Below are 14,599 nucleotides of genomic sequence, written 5' to 3' on the forward strand. Positions count from 1 at the left end.
CGATGAGGTCGGTACATCCAATACATTTATCGCCTGACATGCCGCCATCGCGAGCAGGCTCGCTCCCACAGGTTGTGCGGTGTTTGTCCTTATGTGTCTTCTCAGCGGTGCCCTTTGCAAGGGAGGCCTCGGGTATACTCGCGCGTTTTGTGATGCCCTGCTGGCGTCGCGGCTGAAATGTGAAGCGTCATGCAATGCGCACTTACGATTTGTCAGTGCAGCCTGCGTGGTTCTGAACCAGCCTTGCAGGGATGTTTTTGTGATTTTTGGAGTTTTTATGCTCGAACAGGCTCAACGCGTCCTCAAGGACATCTTCGGCTACGACAGTTTCCGTGGCCGCCAGGGTGCAATCATTGAGCGCGTGGCCAGTGGCGGTGACGCCTTGGTGCTGATGCCTACCGGTGGCGGCAAATCCTTGTGCTTCCAGGTGCCGGCGCTGCTGCGCGAAGGCCTGGCCGTGGTGGTATCGCCGTTGATCGCACTGATGGACGATCAGGTCGCGACCCTCGAAGAGCTCGGCGTCGCCGCCGCTGCATTGAACTCCACCCTGAGCGCCGAGCAGCAGCGTGATCTCGCCGCGCGGATCAAGCGCGGCGAAGTGAAGATGCTGTATCTGGCGCCCGAGCGTCTGGTCCAGCCACGCATGCTGGCTTTCCTGCAAAGCCTTGAAATCGCCCTGTTCGCCATCGACGAAGCACACTGCGTGTCCCAATGGGGCCATGACTTCCGTCGCGAATACCTGCAACTGGGCCAGTTGGCGGAGCTGTTCCCCAATGTCCCGCGTATTGCCCTGACGGCCACGGCCGACAAGCGCACCCGCGAAGAAATCGTCGACCGATTGCATCTGCAGAACGCCGAGCGCTTTCTCTCGAGCTTCGACCGTCCGAACATTTTCTACCGCATCGTACCCAAGGAGCAGCCGCGCAAGCAGTTGCTGGCGTTCCTTGCCGAGCGCCGCAGTGATGCCGGTATCGTCTATTGCCTGTCGCGCAAGAAAGTCGACGAAGTTGCAGTGTTCCTCAGCGAGCAAGGTTTTCCGGCGCTGCCGTACCACGCCGGTTTGCCCAACGACACCCGGGCCCATCACCAGAAGCGCTTCCTCAACGAAGAAGGGCTGATCATGGTCGCCACCGTGGCGTTCGGCATGGGCATCGACAAGCCCAACGTGCGCTTTGTCGCCCACCTCGATTTGCCGAAATCCCTTGAGGCGTACTACCAGGAAACCGGTCGCGGCGGCCGTGATGGTCTGCCGGCGGATGCCTGGATGGCTTACGGCCTGCAAGATGTGGTGATGCTCAAGCAGATGCTGCAAAACTCCGAAGGCGATGAGCGCCACAAGCGTCTGGAGCAACACAAGCTCGACGCCATGCTCTCGCTCTGCGAAGAAACCCGCTGCCGTCGGCAAACCTTGCTGGCCTACTTCGACGAAGACATGCCCGAGCCGTGCGGCCATTGCGACAACTGCGTCGATGGCGTGCAGACTTGGGACGCCACCGAGCCGGCCCGTCAGGCGCTCTCGGCAATCTACCGCACCGGCCAGCGTTATGGCGTCGGGCATCTGGTGGACGTGCTGCTGGGCAAGGACAACGAAAAGATCCGCAGCTTCGGCCATCAACACCTGTCGGTGTATGGCGTTGGCAAGGCCATGGGCGAGAGCGAATGGCGCTCCCTGTTCCGCCAGTTGGTGGCCCGTGGCCTGGCAGACATTGACCTCGAAGGCTACGGCGGCCTGCGCCTGAGCGACACCTGCCGGCCGCTGCTCAAGGGCGAAGTGACCCTGGAACTGCGCCGCGACCTCAAGCCGCAGACCACCGCCAAAAGCAGCAAGAGCCAGGCGAGCCAGCTGGTTCGTGGCGAAGAACGCGAACAGTGGGAAGCCTTGCGTGCCTTGCGTCGCAAGCTCGCCGAGGAACATGGCGTGCCGCCGTATGTCATCTTCCCCGACTCGACACTGTTGGAAATGCTCCGCAGCCAGCCAACCTCGCTGGCGGAAATGGCCACGGTCAGCGGTGTCGGCGCACGCAAGCTCGAACGTTACGGCGAAGCCTTCCTCGAAGTGCTGGGCGGTCAGGTCGAGGCACCGAAAGTCGTTGCCGACGTGCGCCACGAGTTGATCACCCTCGCTCGCGCAGGCATGACGCCGCTGCAGATCGCCGGTCAGCTGCAATGCTCGGAAAAGAATGTCTACACCATGCTTGCCGAGGCCATCGGCAAGCAGCAGTTGTCGCTGGAACAAGCGCTGGACCTGCCCGAAGAATTGACGGGCGAAGTTCAGGATGCCTTCCTCGATGGCGAGGGCGAGTTGCCGCCAGTGTCGGAGATTGCCGCGCTGTTCGCCGGGCGAGTGCCGGAAGGTGTCTTGTACTGCGTTCGGGCGGCGCTGCAATCCGAATTCGAGGTTTAAATGACCTGTTACAGTGATGTAACGATTCACTACAGACCAGACCTTGCCTCAAGCCAACGGTCATGCTTAGCTGACTAATAATTAGTTTTTCTCTGTTTTCAGTCTAATCATGAGTTTTTTATGCCGTTAACCGATCAACACCGTTTTGGCATGCAACTGGCCCAGATGTCGCGCGGCTGGCGTGCCGAACTGGATCGCCGTCTGGCTGGCCTGGGTCTGTCCCAGGCGCGCTGGCTGGTGCTGCTGCACCTGGCGCGCTTCGAAGAAGCACCGACCCAGCGTGAACTGGCGCAAAGCGTCGGCGTCGAAGGGCCGACCCTGGCCCGGTTGCTCGACAGCCTGGAAACCCAGGGTCTGGTCCAGCGCCAATCCGTGCTGGAAGACCGCCGGGCGAAAAAAATCGTCCTCTGTGCTCCGGCCCGTCCTCTGATCGAACAAATTGAAACCATTGCCACTCAACTGCGCCGCGAACTGTTCGACGGCGTCGATGAGGCGGATTTGAAGGTGTGCATGCGGGTCCACGGGCACATTCTGGCCAACCTGGAAAAATCTTGAGGCATAACCACGCGCCAGCTTTTTGAGATACCCCGTTGGGCAGACTATAAAGAACTACTAGGCAATATCGTGTTCGTACCGGATGTGCGAACGCGTACAGGTTGGTTCTGGTTATCTAAGGGATGCTCATGCTCGAGAGTTGGCACGTTGTATTGAAGTGTTGCGCCAGGCTGCTTCTGGTCGGTGGTGCTGTCACTTACTCGGCATTGGCCCCTGCGCTGGGATTGGGCGACATTACCCTTCATTCCGCGTTGAATCAGCCGTTGCGCGCTGACATTGCCCTGGTCGATGTCGGCGGGCTGGAGGAGGGCGAACTCTCGATCAGCCTGGCGACAGCGGAGGAATTCACCCGCGCCGGCGTCGATCGGGTGTTCTTCCTCAACGACCTGAAGTTCACGCCGGTCCTGCGGGGCAATCGCAGCCTGATCCGGGTGACCTCCAACAAACCGGTCAATGAACCTTTCCTGAATTTCCTGGTGCAGCTCAATCAGCCCAATGGGCGCTTGCTGCGCGAGTACACGGTGCTGATCGATCCGCCGGGTTCACCGGGGATCGTGCCGGCAGAAGACGAACCTGCCGCCAGCCCACAGAACTCTCCATTCCCGAGCGTCAAACCGGCCACTGCGCCGGCACCGGCGGCGAAGAAGTCCGCACCGGCGCCGGCCGTCGTGCAACCTGCCACCGATCCTGCTGCCGAACAACTGGCCGCCAGCGTGTTGCAAAACCAGCAGCTGCAAAAAACCATCGATGAGTTGAATGCAAAGCTTCAGGCTCAGGATGAACAGATCGCCGGCCAGAAGAAACAGGTGAGCGAACTGCAAACCCGACTGTCGGAGGTCAATCAGGCGCCGCCGGTGACTCCGGTAGCGGTGGCACCTGCCCCCGTCGTTGTTGAAGAGCCCGAGGCCAGCCGTTGGCCGCTGATTATCGGCTTGCTGGCGTTGATCGCGCTGGTATTGCTGGGGCTGTTTGTTCGACGTCAACGCCAGCAGGTTCAGGCGTTACCCGAGCCTTCGCCCGTTTTGCCCGTTTCACCCTTGAAACAGGAGCCGGGGCTTGAGCGTGCGGCGCACCCGTCGGTGCAACAGCCCATGCTGAAACCCGCTCCGGATCATCGTGAAGAGGCGCCGACAGGCGATGTGCTCGAAGGGGTCGGCATCTACCTGGCGTATGGCCGTTTTTCCGAAGCCGCAGGGTTGTTGCGAGAAGCATTGGTCAAGGAACCGCAGCGCACGGATCTGGGCGTGCAACTGCTGGAAATCCTCGGCAAACAGGGGGATGTTCCCGCCTATGATGCACAGGAAAAAAACCTGCGTGACGGCGGGTTCGACGAAAAAAAGCTTGAGGACATCCGCGCCCGCCACCCGAAACTGAGCAATGCGGCACCAGCGGCACCAGCGGCACCAGCGGCACCAGCGGCACCAGCGGCACCAGCGGCAGCCGTGGCAGTCATCGCTTCCACGCAAGCGGCACCTGCCGACGAGTTCCAGTTGAATCTGGATGACCTGTCCATGGATTCCAGCTGGGACCTGATCAGCCCTTTCGACAACGCTAAACCTTCAGACGAATCACCCAAGGCCGTAGAGCCGGCGTTCACCTCGAATCTGCACGTGTTGCCCGAGGTATTCGAGATGCCTGAAGAGCCCACGCTGGATGAGCCAGAGCTTGAGTGGGTCGCCGAACCGGACTCACAGGCGCTGAGCGACGATTTTCTCGACGAGTTCAGCGATCCCGGTCAGTCCTTGGAGCTTGACTCCCTGACCTTGGAGCCTGTCGAGCCGACCAATGCCGGTAAACTGGAACAAGCCCAGACCTGCATTGATGATGGCGACCTGGACAGCGCCATCGAACTGCTCAACGAGCTGCTCAAGGAGGGCGATGAGCCGCTCAAGCAAACCGCCCGGAGCCTGTTGGCCGGGATCCGCTGAGCCACTACTATAGCGGCGCCCTCTGGCTCAGGAGTCTTGTCCGTCATGACCACGCATAAACCGGAAATCATCATCACCTACTGCACGCAATGCCAATGGCTGTTGCGTGCGGCCTGGCTGGCCCAGGAGCTGCTGAGCACCTTCGGCGACGACTTGGGCAAAGTGTCGCTGGTGCCCGGCACTGGTGGGGTTTTCCATATTTTTTGTGACGAGGTGCAGCTCTGGGAGCGCAAGGCCGACGGTGGTTTCCCGGAAGCCAAGGTGCTAAAGCAGCGGGTCCGCGATCAGATCGACCCGGACCGCGACCTCGGCCACAACGACCGCACTCAGTGAGATGCGGCTTCGGCTGCCACGGTCTTTTTGCTTGAACCGGACAGTCTGCTGGAGACCACAATCGCGACGATGATCAAGGCGCCACCAAGCAGCATGCGCAACGTCGGGTTTTCATCGAACAACAACCAGGCCACGGTGATGCCATACACCGGTTCCAGGGCGAACACCACGGCGGCGGTGCGCGCCTTGATCACCGCCAGGCTGGCGACGAACAGACTGTGAGCGACGCCGGTGCAGAACACCCCGAGCAAACCGATCCACAGCCAGTCGATGGCGCGGACGTCGCTCAACTGCGGCGCCGCTACCGGCAGAAGGCACAGCGCGACCACGACGTTCTGACACAGCGCGGCCTGCACCGGCGGGATTCTGCCGGAGCTGGCGCGGTTGGTCAGCGACAGCAGGGCGAACAGCAAGCCTGAACCGATCGCCCAGAGCAGGCCCGTGGTGGCGCCACTTGCCAGATCGAAGTCCGGCGTGACCAGCACCAGCCCGACACTCACCAGTACCACCAACAGAATTTCATTGGCGCGGATCCGCTCCCGGAATATGACCCCTTCGAGGATCACGGTAAACGCCGGGAAGCTGGCGAAACCCAGGGTCGCTATTGCCACTCCGGCGACTTTGACCGCAATGAAAAAACTCACCCAATGCCCGGCCAGCAGCAAGCCACTGAGAAGCAGGCGGCGCCAGTCCTGCGCTTCGAGTTTGTACCAGCGCGTCCTGCTGGCAAACCGCGCGAACACCGCCAGGGCGAGTACCGCAAATGCCGCGCGACCAAACACGATGACCGCGGGCGAGGCGGCAGCGAGTTTGCCGAACACTCCGGTCAGGCCGAACATCAATGCGCCGATATGCAGGGCGCCAAGGGCGGTACGGGGAGTCATTGCGATCCTTAACAACAAGACAAACAGAGGGGGACATTGAACCGCGCCATACTCGCTGAGTCTGTCGGCAGACTATCGACTTTTGTCGCCAGCCTCGCGCCGCAGTTCGCCCGGAGTCTTACTAAACTCGCGCAACACCGCTGCGGCAAAGGCACTCTGAGAACTGTAACCGACCCGACTGGCAATCTCGCCGATGGGCAATGGCGAATCGCGCAGCAGTCTAACCGCACTATGCAGCCGCCGGCTGCGGATGTAATCCATCGGCGTCTGCCCGCACTCAGCGACAAACCGCGCATGCAATCGGGCACTGGACAGCCCGGCAACGCGCGCCAGGTCGGCGACCTGCAATGGATACGCCGCGTACTGATCGATATGCGCATTCAACGCCGCATATGGCAGACGGCGACCGCCCACGATTTCAGGCTTGGCGTTATTGAGGCTGGCCAATAACAGCACCGCGCCTTGCTGGGCAATCAACGGGTCACTGACCTGGCTGCCCGCCAGCCAACTCACCAATTGGCTTTGCCCGGCATCCAGCGGCAGGCGCCCAGCGTTGTCGAGCAAACGGCGGCTGGCGTCGGCGTGATCGCCAAGGGACTGCGAAACCCATTGGTCACTCGGTATATCCAGCACCAGGCAGCGGCTGCCATTGCTGCTGCCGCAGGCGTGATGAAAGCCCGACGGCACCACCACGAAACTCTGCTGAACCACCTGGCTACCATGCCCGTCGACCTCGAAGTCCAGCGCACCCGACAACCCGAACACCAGTTGTGCGTGGTCGTGGCTGTGGACGATCAGGTCCTTGGTGTATTGGCGCAGCGTGAGGATCGGTCTCATCGCAGGTCTCCCGGTCAAGATGCGGCCAGTCTACACCGGCCGGGTGTTGTCACAGGATTGACTCGCGGCTGTCATGGGCCATTAACCCGAACCGCGCAAGCTTGCCAAAACTTGTCCTGAGGGTTGCCAATGACCAGCGCCGAGCTCGCCAAACCCAGCCGTAAGCAACGTGTGCGGACCTTGTGGATTTCCGACGTGCATCTGGGCACCCGGGACTGCCAGGCCGAACACCTGTCGCAGTTTCTCAAGGGCTACCACGCGGACAAGATCTACCTGGTCGGCGACATCATCGATGGCTGGAAACTGCGCGGCGGCATGTACTGGCCGCAGGCGCACACCAACGTGATTCGCCGCCTGCTGACCATGAGTAAGCGCGGCACCGAGGTGATTTATGTCACCGGCAATCACGACGAATTTCTGCGCCGCTATTCGAAGCTGATCCTGGGCAACATCCAACTGGTGGACGAAGCGGTGCATGTGACTGCCGATGGCCGCCATCTGCTGGTGATCCACGGCGACCAGTTTGACGTGATTACCCGGTATCACCGCTGGCTGGCCTTTCTCGGCGACTCGGCCTACGAATTCACCCTGACCCTCAACCGTTGGCTGAATCACTGGCGCGCGCGTTATGGCTACGGCTACTGGTCGCTGTCGGCCTACCTCAAACACAAGGTGAAAACTGCAGTCAGTTTTATCAGCGACTTTGAAGAAGCCATCGCCCACGAGTGCGTCAAACGCGAGTTGCATGGGGTGGTGTGCGGGCACATTCACCATGCCGAGATTCGCAAGGTCGGCGGGGTGGATTACCTCAATTGCGGGGATTGGGTGGAGTCGTGCACGGCGTTGATCGAGCATTGGGACGGGTCGATCGAGTTGTACCGGTTGGCGGATGCCCAGGCGCGGGAGGCCGAATTGAAAGCCTTGAAGATCGCAGAGCCGGCATAAAAGTCAGCGTGCCTGGTCTGGCCCCATCGCGAACAGGCACGCGCCCACAATTTTGACCGTATTGACCTTAACGGACTCTGACACCTGTGGGAGCGAGCCTGCTCGCGATGGACCGCGCAGCGGTCCCCCCGGACCTGTCAGGCTGGCGAATATGCTTCCATCGCCGCCTTGTAGATCGAATGCTTCGGTTGCGCAAACAAGCGCTCCATCATTGGCTGAAAGAAGCTCAGCGGTAACGTCTCGTAAGCCGGATCAAACGCCGCCGCGTCATATTTGGCGCAGAACTCGATGGTCGCCTGATACTGCGGATGCCCGCTGAATTGTTCGCGCAGATGCCGATCCATTCCCAGGTGATGGAAGAAGTAATACCCCTGGAATATCCCGTGCTTCTCCACCATCCACAGGTTTTCGGCACTGACGAACGGCTTGAGGATCGCCGCGGCGATGTCCGGATGGTTGTAGGAACCGAGCGTGTCGCCGATGTCGTGAAGCAGCGCGCAGACCACGTATTCTTCATCCCGGCCATCGCGCCAGGCACGGCTGGCGGTCTGCAGGGAATGGGTCAGCCGATCCACCGGGAAGCCGCCAAAATCACCCTCCAGCAATTTCAGGTGCGCCACAATCCGTGACGGCAACTGCCTGGCGTAGGCACTGAAGTCGGCGGCGATGATCGCCCAGTCTTCCTGCGTGCCATCCTGCATGTGGGTGAATCGTGCATTGGCGTTCATCAGCTATCCTCTTGTTCTAATCGAAAGGGATGTCTTGAGTGTAGGACTTGGATCCAACATCGCACTGGCTGCGCAGGACGCTTTGATGGCCAGTGGAGCCTAGAAGGGCACGCGACCCAGAATCATGTCGCGGTACATGACAAAGTCGCCGAGCAGGCTATAAAGAGGATGCTGAAACGTGGCGGGACGGTTCTTCTCGAAAAAGAAATGCCCGACCCAGGCGAAGCTGTAACCCGCCAGCGGCAAGGCGAGCAACATCAACCAGGCACCTTTGCCGATGGTCAGCGCCAGAATGAAGATGACCAGGCTGGTGCCGATAAAATGCAATCGTCGACAGGTGCTGTTGCTGTGTTCACTGAGGTAGTACGGGTAAAACTCAGCGAAACTGTTGAAACGTTTGACGTTTTCCACGACTGCGATCTCTGTGGTTGTTGTTCTGATTGCAAGTTGTTCTGCGGGTAGCTTATTTGAGTCTAGAGTGATCATTGGCATCAGCCAGTGACAATGGGCGCCACTTTAGTATCCTTCGAAAACTTGCCGCGGTAGACGGCTCACAAAACAGTAAGAAAACGCCATGAGCGAACGAACGACTTCTGCAAGCTGGGCGATGGGGATTGTCAAAGCACTGGAGATGGACGGCCTGGATTGCCGGGTTCTGTTCAAGCAGCTGGGGCTCGACTACGCGTCTCTGGATGATCCGGATGCGCGCTTCCCGCAAGACTCCATGACACGCCTGTGGCAGCGCGCGGTCGAGCTGTCCGGCAACCCGGCGATTGGCCTGAACATGGGCAAGGTGGTGCGACCGGCGTCCTTCCATGTGGCTGGTTACGCACTGATGTCCAGCCAGACCCTGGCCGAAGGCTTTCAGCGGCTGGTGCGTTATCAGCGGATCATCGCCGAAAGTGCCGACCTGAGTTTCCGACTGCTGGATGAAGGTTATGCGCTGATTCTGACGGTGCATGGCGATCACTTGCCGCCGACCCGACAGAGCGCCGAAGCGTCGCTGGCCTGCGCGCTGGCGCTGTGCGGCTGGTTGACCGGGCGCACGTTGCAACCGCGCAAGGTGTTGATCCAGGGCGATCAGCCTGTCGATCTCGAACCCTATAAACAAGCGTTCCATGCGCCGTTGGTGTTCAACGCGCCCTATGACGCCTTGATCTTCGAACGCGCCGACATGGAGGCGCCGCTGCCGACGGCCAACGAGGCGATGGCGCTGTTGCACGACCGGTTTGCCGGCGAGTACCTGGCGCGGTTTTCCGAGAGCCGCGTGACCCACAAGGCGCGCCAGGTGCTGTGCCGTTTGCTGCCCCAGGGCGAACCCAAGCGCGATACGGTGGCGCAGACGCTGCACCTGTCGCAACGCACCTTGCAACGCCGTTTGCAGGAAGAAGGCACGAGTTTTCAAACCTTGCTCGACGACACGCGACGTGAACTGGCCGAGCAGTACCTGGCGCAACCCACCATGACCCTGCTGGAAATTGCCTACCTGTTGGGGTTTGCCGATCCGAGCAACTTCTTCCGCGCCTTTCGACGCTGGTTCGACGCCACGCCCGGCGAGTACCGGGCGCGGCTGATGGAAACGCCGGCGCTGGTCAGTGCCGCCAGAACGCAGGAATACACAGAACAAACACCGTAATGATCTCCAGTCGGCCCAGCAGCATGCCGAACGAGAGAATCCACTTGGCAGCGTCCGGCAAGGTGGCGAAGTTGCCCGCCGGGCCAATGGTCTCGCCCAGGCCGGGACCGACACCGGACACGGTGCTGGCGGCGCCGGTCAGGGCGGTCATCCAGTCGACGCCGAGCAGCGACAGCAGCAAGGCAATCACGCAGATGGTGATGGCGAAGAAGAACGAGAAGGTCAGGATCGAACGCACGATCTCTTCGTCGAGACGATGGCCGTTGTACTTCTGCTTGATCACCGCGCGCGGATGAATCAATTGGTTAAGGTTGGCCTTGAGCAGGATGTAGGCGACCTGGAAACGGAAAATCTTGATCCCGCCAGCCGTCGAGCCTGAGCAACCGCCGACAAACCCCAGATAGAAGAACAGCATCAGCGAGAAGTTGCCCCAGAGGCTGTAGTCCCCCAGTGCAAATCCTGTCGTGGTGACGATCGAAGTCACGTTCAGCGCTACATGTCGCAACGCTTCAAGCCAATGCAGCTGGGTGGTCCACCAGTACCAGGTGCCGAGCACCAGCCAGGTCACCAGCAACATGCCGAGCAAGCCTTGCACCTGCTGATCCTTGATCAACGCTCGACGGTTACCGCGCAAGGTCGCCACGTACAGGGTGAATGGCAGGCTGCCGAGAATCATGATGACAATCGCCACCCAGTGCACTGCCGGTTGTGTCCACTTGGCCAGGGACTGGTCGGACGTTGAGAAACCTCCGGTGGAAATCGCTGACATCGCGTGGTTGATCGCATCGAACGGGCTCATTCCGGCCCACCAGAACGCCAGGCTGCCGAGAATAGTGATGCCCACATAAGCCGCGACGATCAAACGCGCCACCATGTGCGAACGGGGCATGACCTTTTCGGAACGGTCCGACGACTCGGTCTGGAACAGCCGCATGCCACCGATGCGCAGCAGCGGCAGAATGGCCACCGCCATGCCGATAAAGCCGATCCCGCCGATCCAGTGCAACAACGAGCGCCACATCAGGATGCCGGGGGACATGTCGTCGAGGTGGTTGAGTACGGTTGAGCCGGTGGCCGTGATGCCGGACATGCTTTCGAAGAACGAGTCGGTGTAGCTGATGTGCTGGGTCAGCAAGAACGGCAGCGCGGCAAAAACGCAGACCACCAGCCAGCTGCTGACGGTCAGCAAGTACATGTCCCGCGGGCGCAAGTGTATGTGTTCGGGCCGGCCGGGGATGACCAGGGCCAAACCCGCGACGAAGGTAATCATGCTCGCCCAGAGGAACGACGGCAGATCGCTCGTGCGCTCGAAAATCACCAGGGTGGCCATGGGCACGACCATGGCGATGGCCAGCGTGATCAGGAAGATGCCGATGATGAAACCAATAATCCGTAAGGTCGGCAACGCCATGAAGTCCGCTCGGGCTGAAGAAGGGAAGGCCGCTATTCTACCTGCGAGGCAGGGCATGTAAACCGGCATCCCCGCGCCAGATACCGCTAGAATAGCCGCACATATTTTTCAGGAGGTGGCCGATGCAGGCTCTCGACGCTTTGCTCAACCGTGTTTCCGTTCCACGACTGCTCGAACCGGCACCCACCGCAGAACAGCGCGAAGTGCTGTTTTCTGCCGCGATGCGTGCGCCGGACCACGGCCACCTGCAGCCTTGGCGCTTCCTGACAGTCGAAGGTGCGGCGCGTGAGCAAATGGGCGAGTTGCTGGCCGAAGCGGCGAAGCTGCAAGACAGCGAAGTGTCCGAGGCGGCGCTGGACAAGGCGCGTAACGGTCCGTTGCGCGCACCGCTGGTGGTTGTGGTAATCGCGCGGTTGCAGGACCACGTCAAATACCCGAAATCCGAGCAATTGCTGGCGGCAGGATGTGCCGCTCACGGGATTCTGCTGGCCGCTTACGCGCAAGGCATTGGCGCGGTGTGGCGCACAGGGGATCTGGCCTATTCGGCGCATGTGGCCAAGGGGCTGGGGTTGGCGGAAGGAGAACAGGTGATCGCCTTCCTGTACCTGGGCACACCGCAGAAAGAACCGCGCGTGGCCGAGAAGGTTGACCTGGCCGAGTTCGTCAGCGCCTGGCCTGGTCAGTAAGGATCGTTCCTACGCTCTGCGTGGGAACGATCAGTGCCTCGATAGTGCGTTCGGCATAGGACCTGTAGGAGCGAGGCTTGCCCGCGAAGCTTTCAAGGCTGGACGACTGCACCGGGCACCAACGGTAATTCCAGGCTGGCGATGAACCCGCCTTGCGGGTGATTGGCCAGCACCAGGCTCCCGCCATGCCGTTCTGCCGCGCGTCGCGCAATCGCCAATCCCAAGCCATGTCCGGCTGCCGTCTGCCCCGGTGCCCGATAGAACGGCTCACCCAGCAGGTTCAAATGCTCGGCATCGACACCGGGCCCATGGTCCCTGACGCTGATCACAATCCGCTCGCCCTGGCGCACCGCCTGCATTTCAATCGGCTGCCCTGCGGGATTGAAGCGCTGGGCATTGCGCAGCAGGTTATCGACGGCACGCTCGATCATCGTCGGCCAGCCTTTGAGGTTCAGCTGCGGTTCGGCGTCGAGGTGAACGGTCTGCTCCGGTGAAGCCAATTGCGCATCTTTTTGCAGCGTATTGAGCAGCGCATTCAGATCCACTTCTTCAGCGCTGGCGTTGTCGGCATCGACCCGTGCCAGTACCAGGATTTCACTGATCAGGGCCTCTAGTCGATCGCACTCACGGGTCAAGCGTGGCGCGAGCTTCTCCCGTTCTTCGGGGGTGGCCCGTTCGGCCAGTGCCAAGGCAATGCGCAGTCGCGCCAGCGGTGAACGCAGTTCATGGGACACGTCGCGCAGTAACTGTCGCTGGCTGCCGATCAGACTTTGCAGGCGCGCACCCATGCGGTTGAAGTCGTTGGCCAATACACCAAATTCGTCGCGCCGGTTGGCCAGTTTCACCAGGCTGTTCTGCTGATAGGTGGTTTGCCCAAGGTCATGCACCGCGCCGCGCAAGCGGTTCAGCGGGCGAGTGATGGACAAGGTCACGAACAGGCTGAAGAGGGTAAGCACCACCAGCGCAATGCCCAGCGCACTTAGCGGCCAGAGCAGGCTTTCGCGGTGCCAGGCGTCCAGTTCCGGGTGCGGGATGCGGTAGATAAGCAGGTAGGTGTCGCCGGTCTTGGCGCTGGTGTATTCGTCGGTCAGGCGTCGCCACGGCAGGCGGCGATCGTCGTTGTTCTGCCGTGCTTCGAAAGCCGCCGCACGCCGGGGAAAGGTACCGCGCACCACCGGGTCGCCGCTCTCGTTGAGCACCTGAACGTCAATGTGATACTGGCGCTTGCGCTGTTCCAGAATGTCCTGGGCCGCTTCCTCACCTTGGGCTTCGTAGGTTTGCGTCCACTGTTCGGCCAGGGTGTTGAGGCCCGGGTGGCGGCTGAGAATCCACGCGTCCTGGTTGAGCATGTGCCCCAACAGAATGGAAAGCCCTGCAACCAGAGTGATGGCCAGCCAGAAGCTGGCCAGGATACGCCAGAACAATGAGCGCACAGAAAATCCTCAAACGATCACAAATCCCATGTGGGAGCGGGCCGACCTGTAGGAGCGAGCGGTACGGCGATCCGACTTGCCCGCACCGCCAAGTCCTACAATGGCAAAAGACCCGACGGGGTTAGCCGTCGGGTCCGGGGTCAGTGCATTATTGCGCTTTTTGCGGTTGTTGCGCTTTCCACGCCTTGAATTCGGCCCATTCGGCGCGGCGCTCAGCCTTCTTCTTCTGGATCTCGTCGAATTTCTTCTGTTGATCCGGTTTCAGCAGGCCACGGACATCGGCTTCGGCTTTTTTGTGGTTGGCGGCCATTTCATCTTTCATGGCTTTCTGGTCGGCCGGCGAGAGTTTCTCCAGGTACTTCTCGACCACTTGCTTACGCTCGTGCATCTGCTCGCCCATGATTTTGCGGATCTGCTCACGCTGTTCGCGGCTCAGGTCCAGCTGGCTGTACGGGCCTTTACCGTGCATGCCGTGCATCTGACCGCCGTGGCGCGGGCCGTCCATCGGGCCATCCATCGGGCCGGAACCTTCAGGCATGGCCATGGCAACGGTCGGCAGGGCGGCAGCGAACATCAGAGCGATAAGAGTCTTGCGCATGGTGAATCTCCTTGTCTCGTTCCCGGTACGTTCCGGATGAGTTCAGAATACGCAGATCAAGGTCAGCGGCGGTCAGCGGAGCGTAAAGCTTGGGTAAAGACGATTTCGTGGCGTCCTTACAAACTTTGCTGGCAGTGTCCTGTGGCGAGGGAGCTTGCTCCCGTCGGGCTGCGAAGCGGCCCCAAAAGAAGGCCTGCTGCGCAGTCCAGCGGGAGCAAGCT

The 14,599-nt window shown here is 60.8% G+C and carries 14 protein-coding genes; 7 read left to right on the top strand and 7 right to left on the bottom strand.

Annotation, left to right across the window (positions count from 1 at the left end):
- The first annotated feature begins 277 nt into the window (after nucleotides 1-277).
- The 4 genes from recQ (at nucleotide 278) to QMX98_RS24225 (ending at nucleotide 5,220) form a co-directional block, all read left to right on the top strand.
- Nucleotides 278-2,404, top strand: a complete 2,127-nt coding sequence (gene recQ / locus QMX98_RS24210; protein WP_282411486.1) for a DNA helicase RecQ — start codon at nucleotides 278-280, stop codon at nucleotides 2,402-2,404.
- A gap of 120 nt (nucleotides 2,405-2,524) precedes the next feature.
- Entirely contained in the window at nucleotides 2,525-2,959 is a 435-nt protein-coding gene (locus QMX98_RS24215; protein WP_010461972.1) for a MarR family transcriptional regulator, read from the top strand.
- Between the two features lie 128 nt (nucleotides 2,960-3,087).
- Nucleotides 3,088-4,887, top strand: coding sequence for a FimV/HubP family polar landmark protein (locus QMX98_RS24220; protein ID WP_282411487.1), 1,800 nt, complete (start codon nucleotides 3,088-3,090; stop codon nucleotides 4,885-4,887).
- Nucleotides 4,888-4,932: 45 nt separating this feature from the next.
- Nucleotides 4,933-5,220 carry a SelT/SelW/SelH family protein gene (locus tag QMX98_RS24225; RefSeq protein WP_010461968.1) on the top strand — a complete coding sequence of 96 codons (288 nt, stop codon included), beginning with the start codon at nucleotides 4,933-4,935 and terminating at the stop codon, nucleotides 5,218-5,220.
- On the opposite strand, the gene QMX98_RS24230 is transcribed toward QMX98_RS24225, so the two are convergent.
- Together QMX98_RS24230 and QMX98_RS24235 are read right to left on the bottom strand one after the other, a co-directional pair.
- A complete protein-coding gene (locus QMX98_RS24230) occupies nucleotides 5,214-6,104 on the bottom strand; it encodes a DMT family transporter (protein WP_154503613.1) in 891 nt (296 codons plus the stop codon). The genes QMX98_RS24225 and QMX98_RS24230 overlap by 7 nt on opposite strands.
- Nucleotides 6,105-6,176: 72 nt before the next feature.
- A complete protein-coding gene (locus QMX98_RS24235; protein ID WP_077748023.1) occupies nucleotides 6,177-6,941 on the bottom strand; it encodes an AraC family transcriptional regulator in 765 nt (254 codons plus the stop codon).
- A 129-nt stretch (nucleotides 6,942-7,070) separates the two neighbouring features.
- Between QMX98_RS24235 and QMX98_RS24240 the strand changes: the two genes are divergently transcribed.
- Nucleotides 7,071-7,886, top strand: coding sequence for a UDP-2,3-diacylglucosamine diphosphatase (locus QMX98_RS24240; protein ID WP_010461962.1), 816 nt, complete (start codon nucleotides 7,071-7,073; stop codon nucleotides 7,884-7,886).
- Between the two features lie 137 nt (nucleotides 7,887-8,023).
- Here the strand turns inward: QMX98_RS24240 and QMX98_RS24245 are convergent, their stop codons facing one another.
- Nucleotides 8,024-8,614 (bottom strand): phosphohydrolase, encoded by a 591-nt coding sequence (locus QMX98_RS24245; protein WP_282411488.1) that lies wholly within the window; start codon nucleotides 8,612-8,614, stop codon nucleotides 8,024-8,026.
- 99 nt (nucleotides 8,615-8,713) lie between these two features.
- Nucleotides 8,714-9,025: a DUF962 domain-containing protein gene (locus QMX98_RS24250; RefSeq protein WP_010461958.1), complete on the bottom strand. Its 312-nt coding sequence runs from the start codon at nucleotides 9,023-9,025 to the stop codon at nucleotides 8,714-8,716.
- A 163-nt stretch (nucleotides 9,026-9,188) separates the two neighbouring features.
- On the opposite strand from QMX98_RS24250, the gene QMX98_RS24255 reads away from it, so the two are divergent.
- Entirely contained in the window at nucleotides 9,189-10,250 is a 1,062-nt protein-coding gene (locus QMX98_RS24255; protein WP_200667930.1) for an AraC family transcriptional regulator, read from the top strand.
- Here QMX98_RS24255 and QMX98_RS24260 read toward each other — a convergent pair.
- Nucleotides 10,207-11,661 (bottom strand): TrkH family potassium uptake protein, encoded by a 1,455-nt coding sequence (locus QMX98_RS24260; protein ID WP_010461954.1) that lies wholly within the window; start codon nucleotides 11,659-11,661, stop codon nucleotides 10,207-10,209. The genes QMX98_RS24255 and QMX98_RS24260 overlap by 44 nt on opposite strands.
- 122 nt (nucleotides 11,662-11,783) lie before the next feature.
- On the opposite strand from QMX98_RS24260, the gene QMX98_RS24265 reads away from it, so the two are divergent.
- Nucleotides 11,784-12,347 (top strand): NAD(P)H nitroreductase, encoded by a 564-nt coding sequence (locus QMX98_RS24265; RefSeq protein ID WP_010461952.1) that lies wholly within the window; start codon nucleotides 11,784-11,786, stop codon nucleotides 12,345-12,347.
- Nucleotides 12,348-12,439: 92 nt separating this feature from the next.
- Here the strand turns inward: QMX98_RS24265 and QMX98_RS24270 are convergent, their stop codons facing one another.
- A complete protein-coding gene (locus QMX98_RS24270; protein WP_282411489.1) occupies nucleotides 12,440-13,780 on the bottom strand; it encodes a HAMP domain-containing sensor histidine kinase in 1,341 nt (446 codons plus the stop codon).
- A 148-nt stretch (nucleotides 13,781-13,928) separates the two neighbouring features.
- Nucleotides 13,929-14,378 (bottom strand): LTXXQ domain protein, encoded by a 450-nt coding sequence (locus tag QMX98_RS24275; protein WP_077748019.1) that lies wholly within the window; start codon nucleotides 14,376-14,378, stop codon nucleotides 13,929-13,931.
- Nucleotides 14,379-14,599 lie beyond the last annotated feature (221 nt).

Source organism: Pseudomonas sp. PS02303 (genome assembly GCF_029959925.1).
Classification (GTDB): domain Bacteria; phylum Pseudomonadota; class Gammaproteobacteria; order Pseudomonadales; family Pseudomonadaceae; genus Aquipseudomonas; species Aquipseudomonas mandelii.

Coding starts and splice junctions, on each gene's coding strand:
- QMX98_RS24265 (WP_010461952.1), top strand. CDS start 11,784: ATGCAGGCTCTCGACGCTTTGCTCAACCGTGTTTCCGTTCCACGACTG.
- QMX98_RS24260 (WP_010461954.1), bottom strand. CDS start 11,661: ATGGCGTTGCCGACCTTACGGATTATTGGTTTCATCATCGGCATCTTC.
- QMX98_RS24240 (WP_010461962.1), top strand. CDS start 7,071: ATGACCAGCGCCGAGCTCGCCAAACCCAGCCGTAAGCAACGTGTGCGG.
- QMX98_RS24235 (WP_077748023.1), bottom strand. CDS start 6,941: ATGAGACCGATCCTCACGCTGCGCCAATACACCAAGGACCTGATCGTC.
- QMX98_RS24225 (WP_010461968.1), top strand. CDS start 4,933: ATGACCACGCATAAACCGGAAATCATCATCACCTACTGCACGCAATGC.
- QMX98_RS24220 (WP_282411487.1), top strand. CDS start 3,088: ATGCTCGAGAGTTGGCACGTTGTATTGAAGTGTTGCGCCAGGCTGCTT.
- QMX98_RS24275 (WP_077748019.1), bottom strand. CDS start 14,378: ATGCGCAAGACTCTTATCGCTCTGATGTTCGCTGCCGCCCTGCCGACC.
- QMX98_RS24245 (WP_282411488.1), bottom strand. CDS start 8,614: ATGAACGCCAATGCACGATTCACCCACATGCAGGATGGCACGCAGGAA.
- QMX98_RS24230 (WP_154503613.1), bottom strand. CDS start 6,104: ATGACTCCCCGTACCGCCCTTGGCGCCCTGCATATCGGCGCATTGATG.
- QMX98_RS24215 (WP_010461972.1), top strand. CDS start 2,525: ATGCCGTTAACCGATCAACACCGTTTTGGCATGCAACTGGCCCAGATG.
- QMX98_RS24255 (WP_200667930.1), top strand. CDS start 9,189: ATGAGCGAACGAACGACTTCTGCAAGCTGGGCGATGGGGATTGTCAAA.
- recQ (WP_282411486.1), top strand. CDS start 278: ATGCTCGAACAGGCTCAACGCGTCCTCAAGGACATCTTCGGCTACGAC.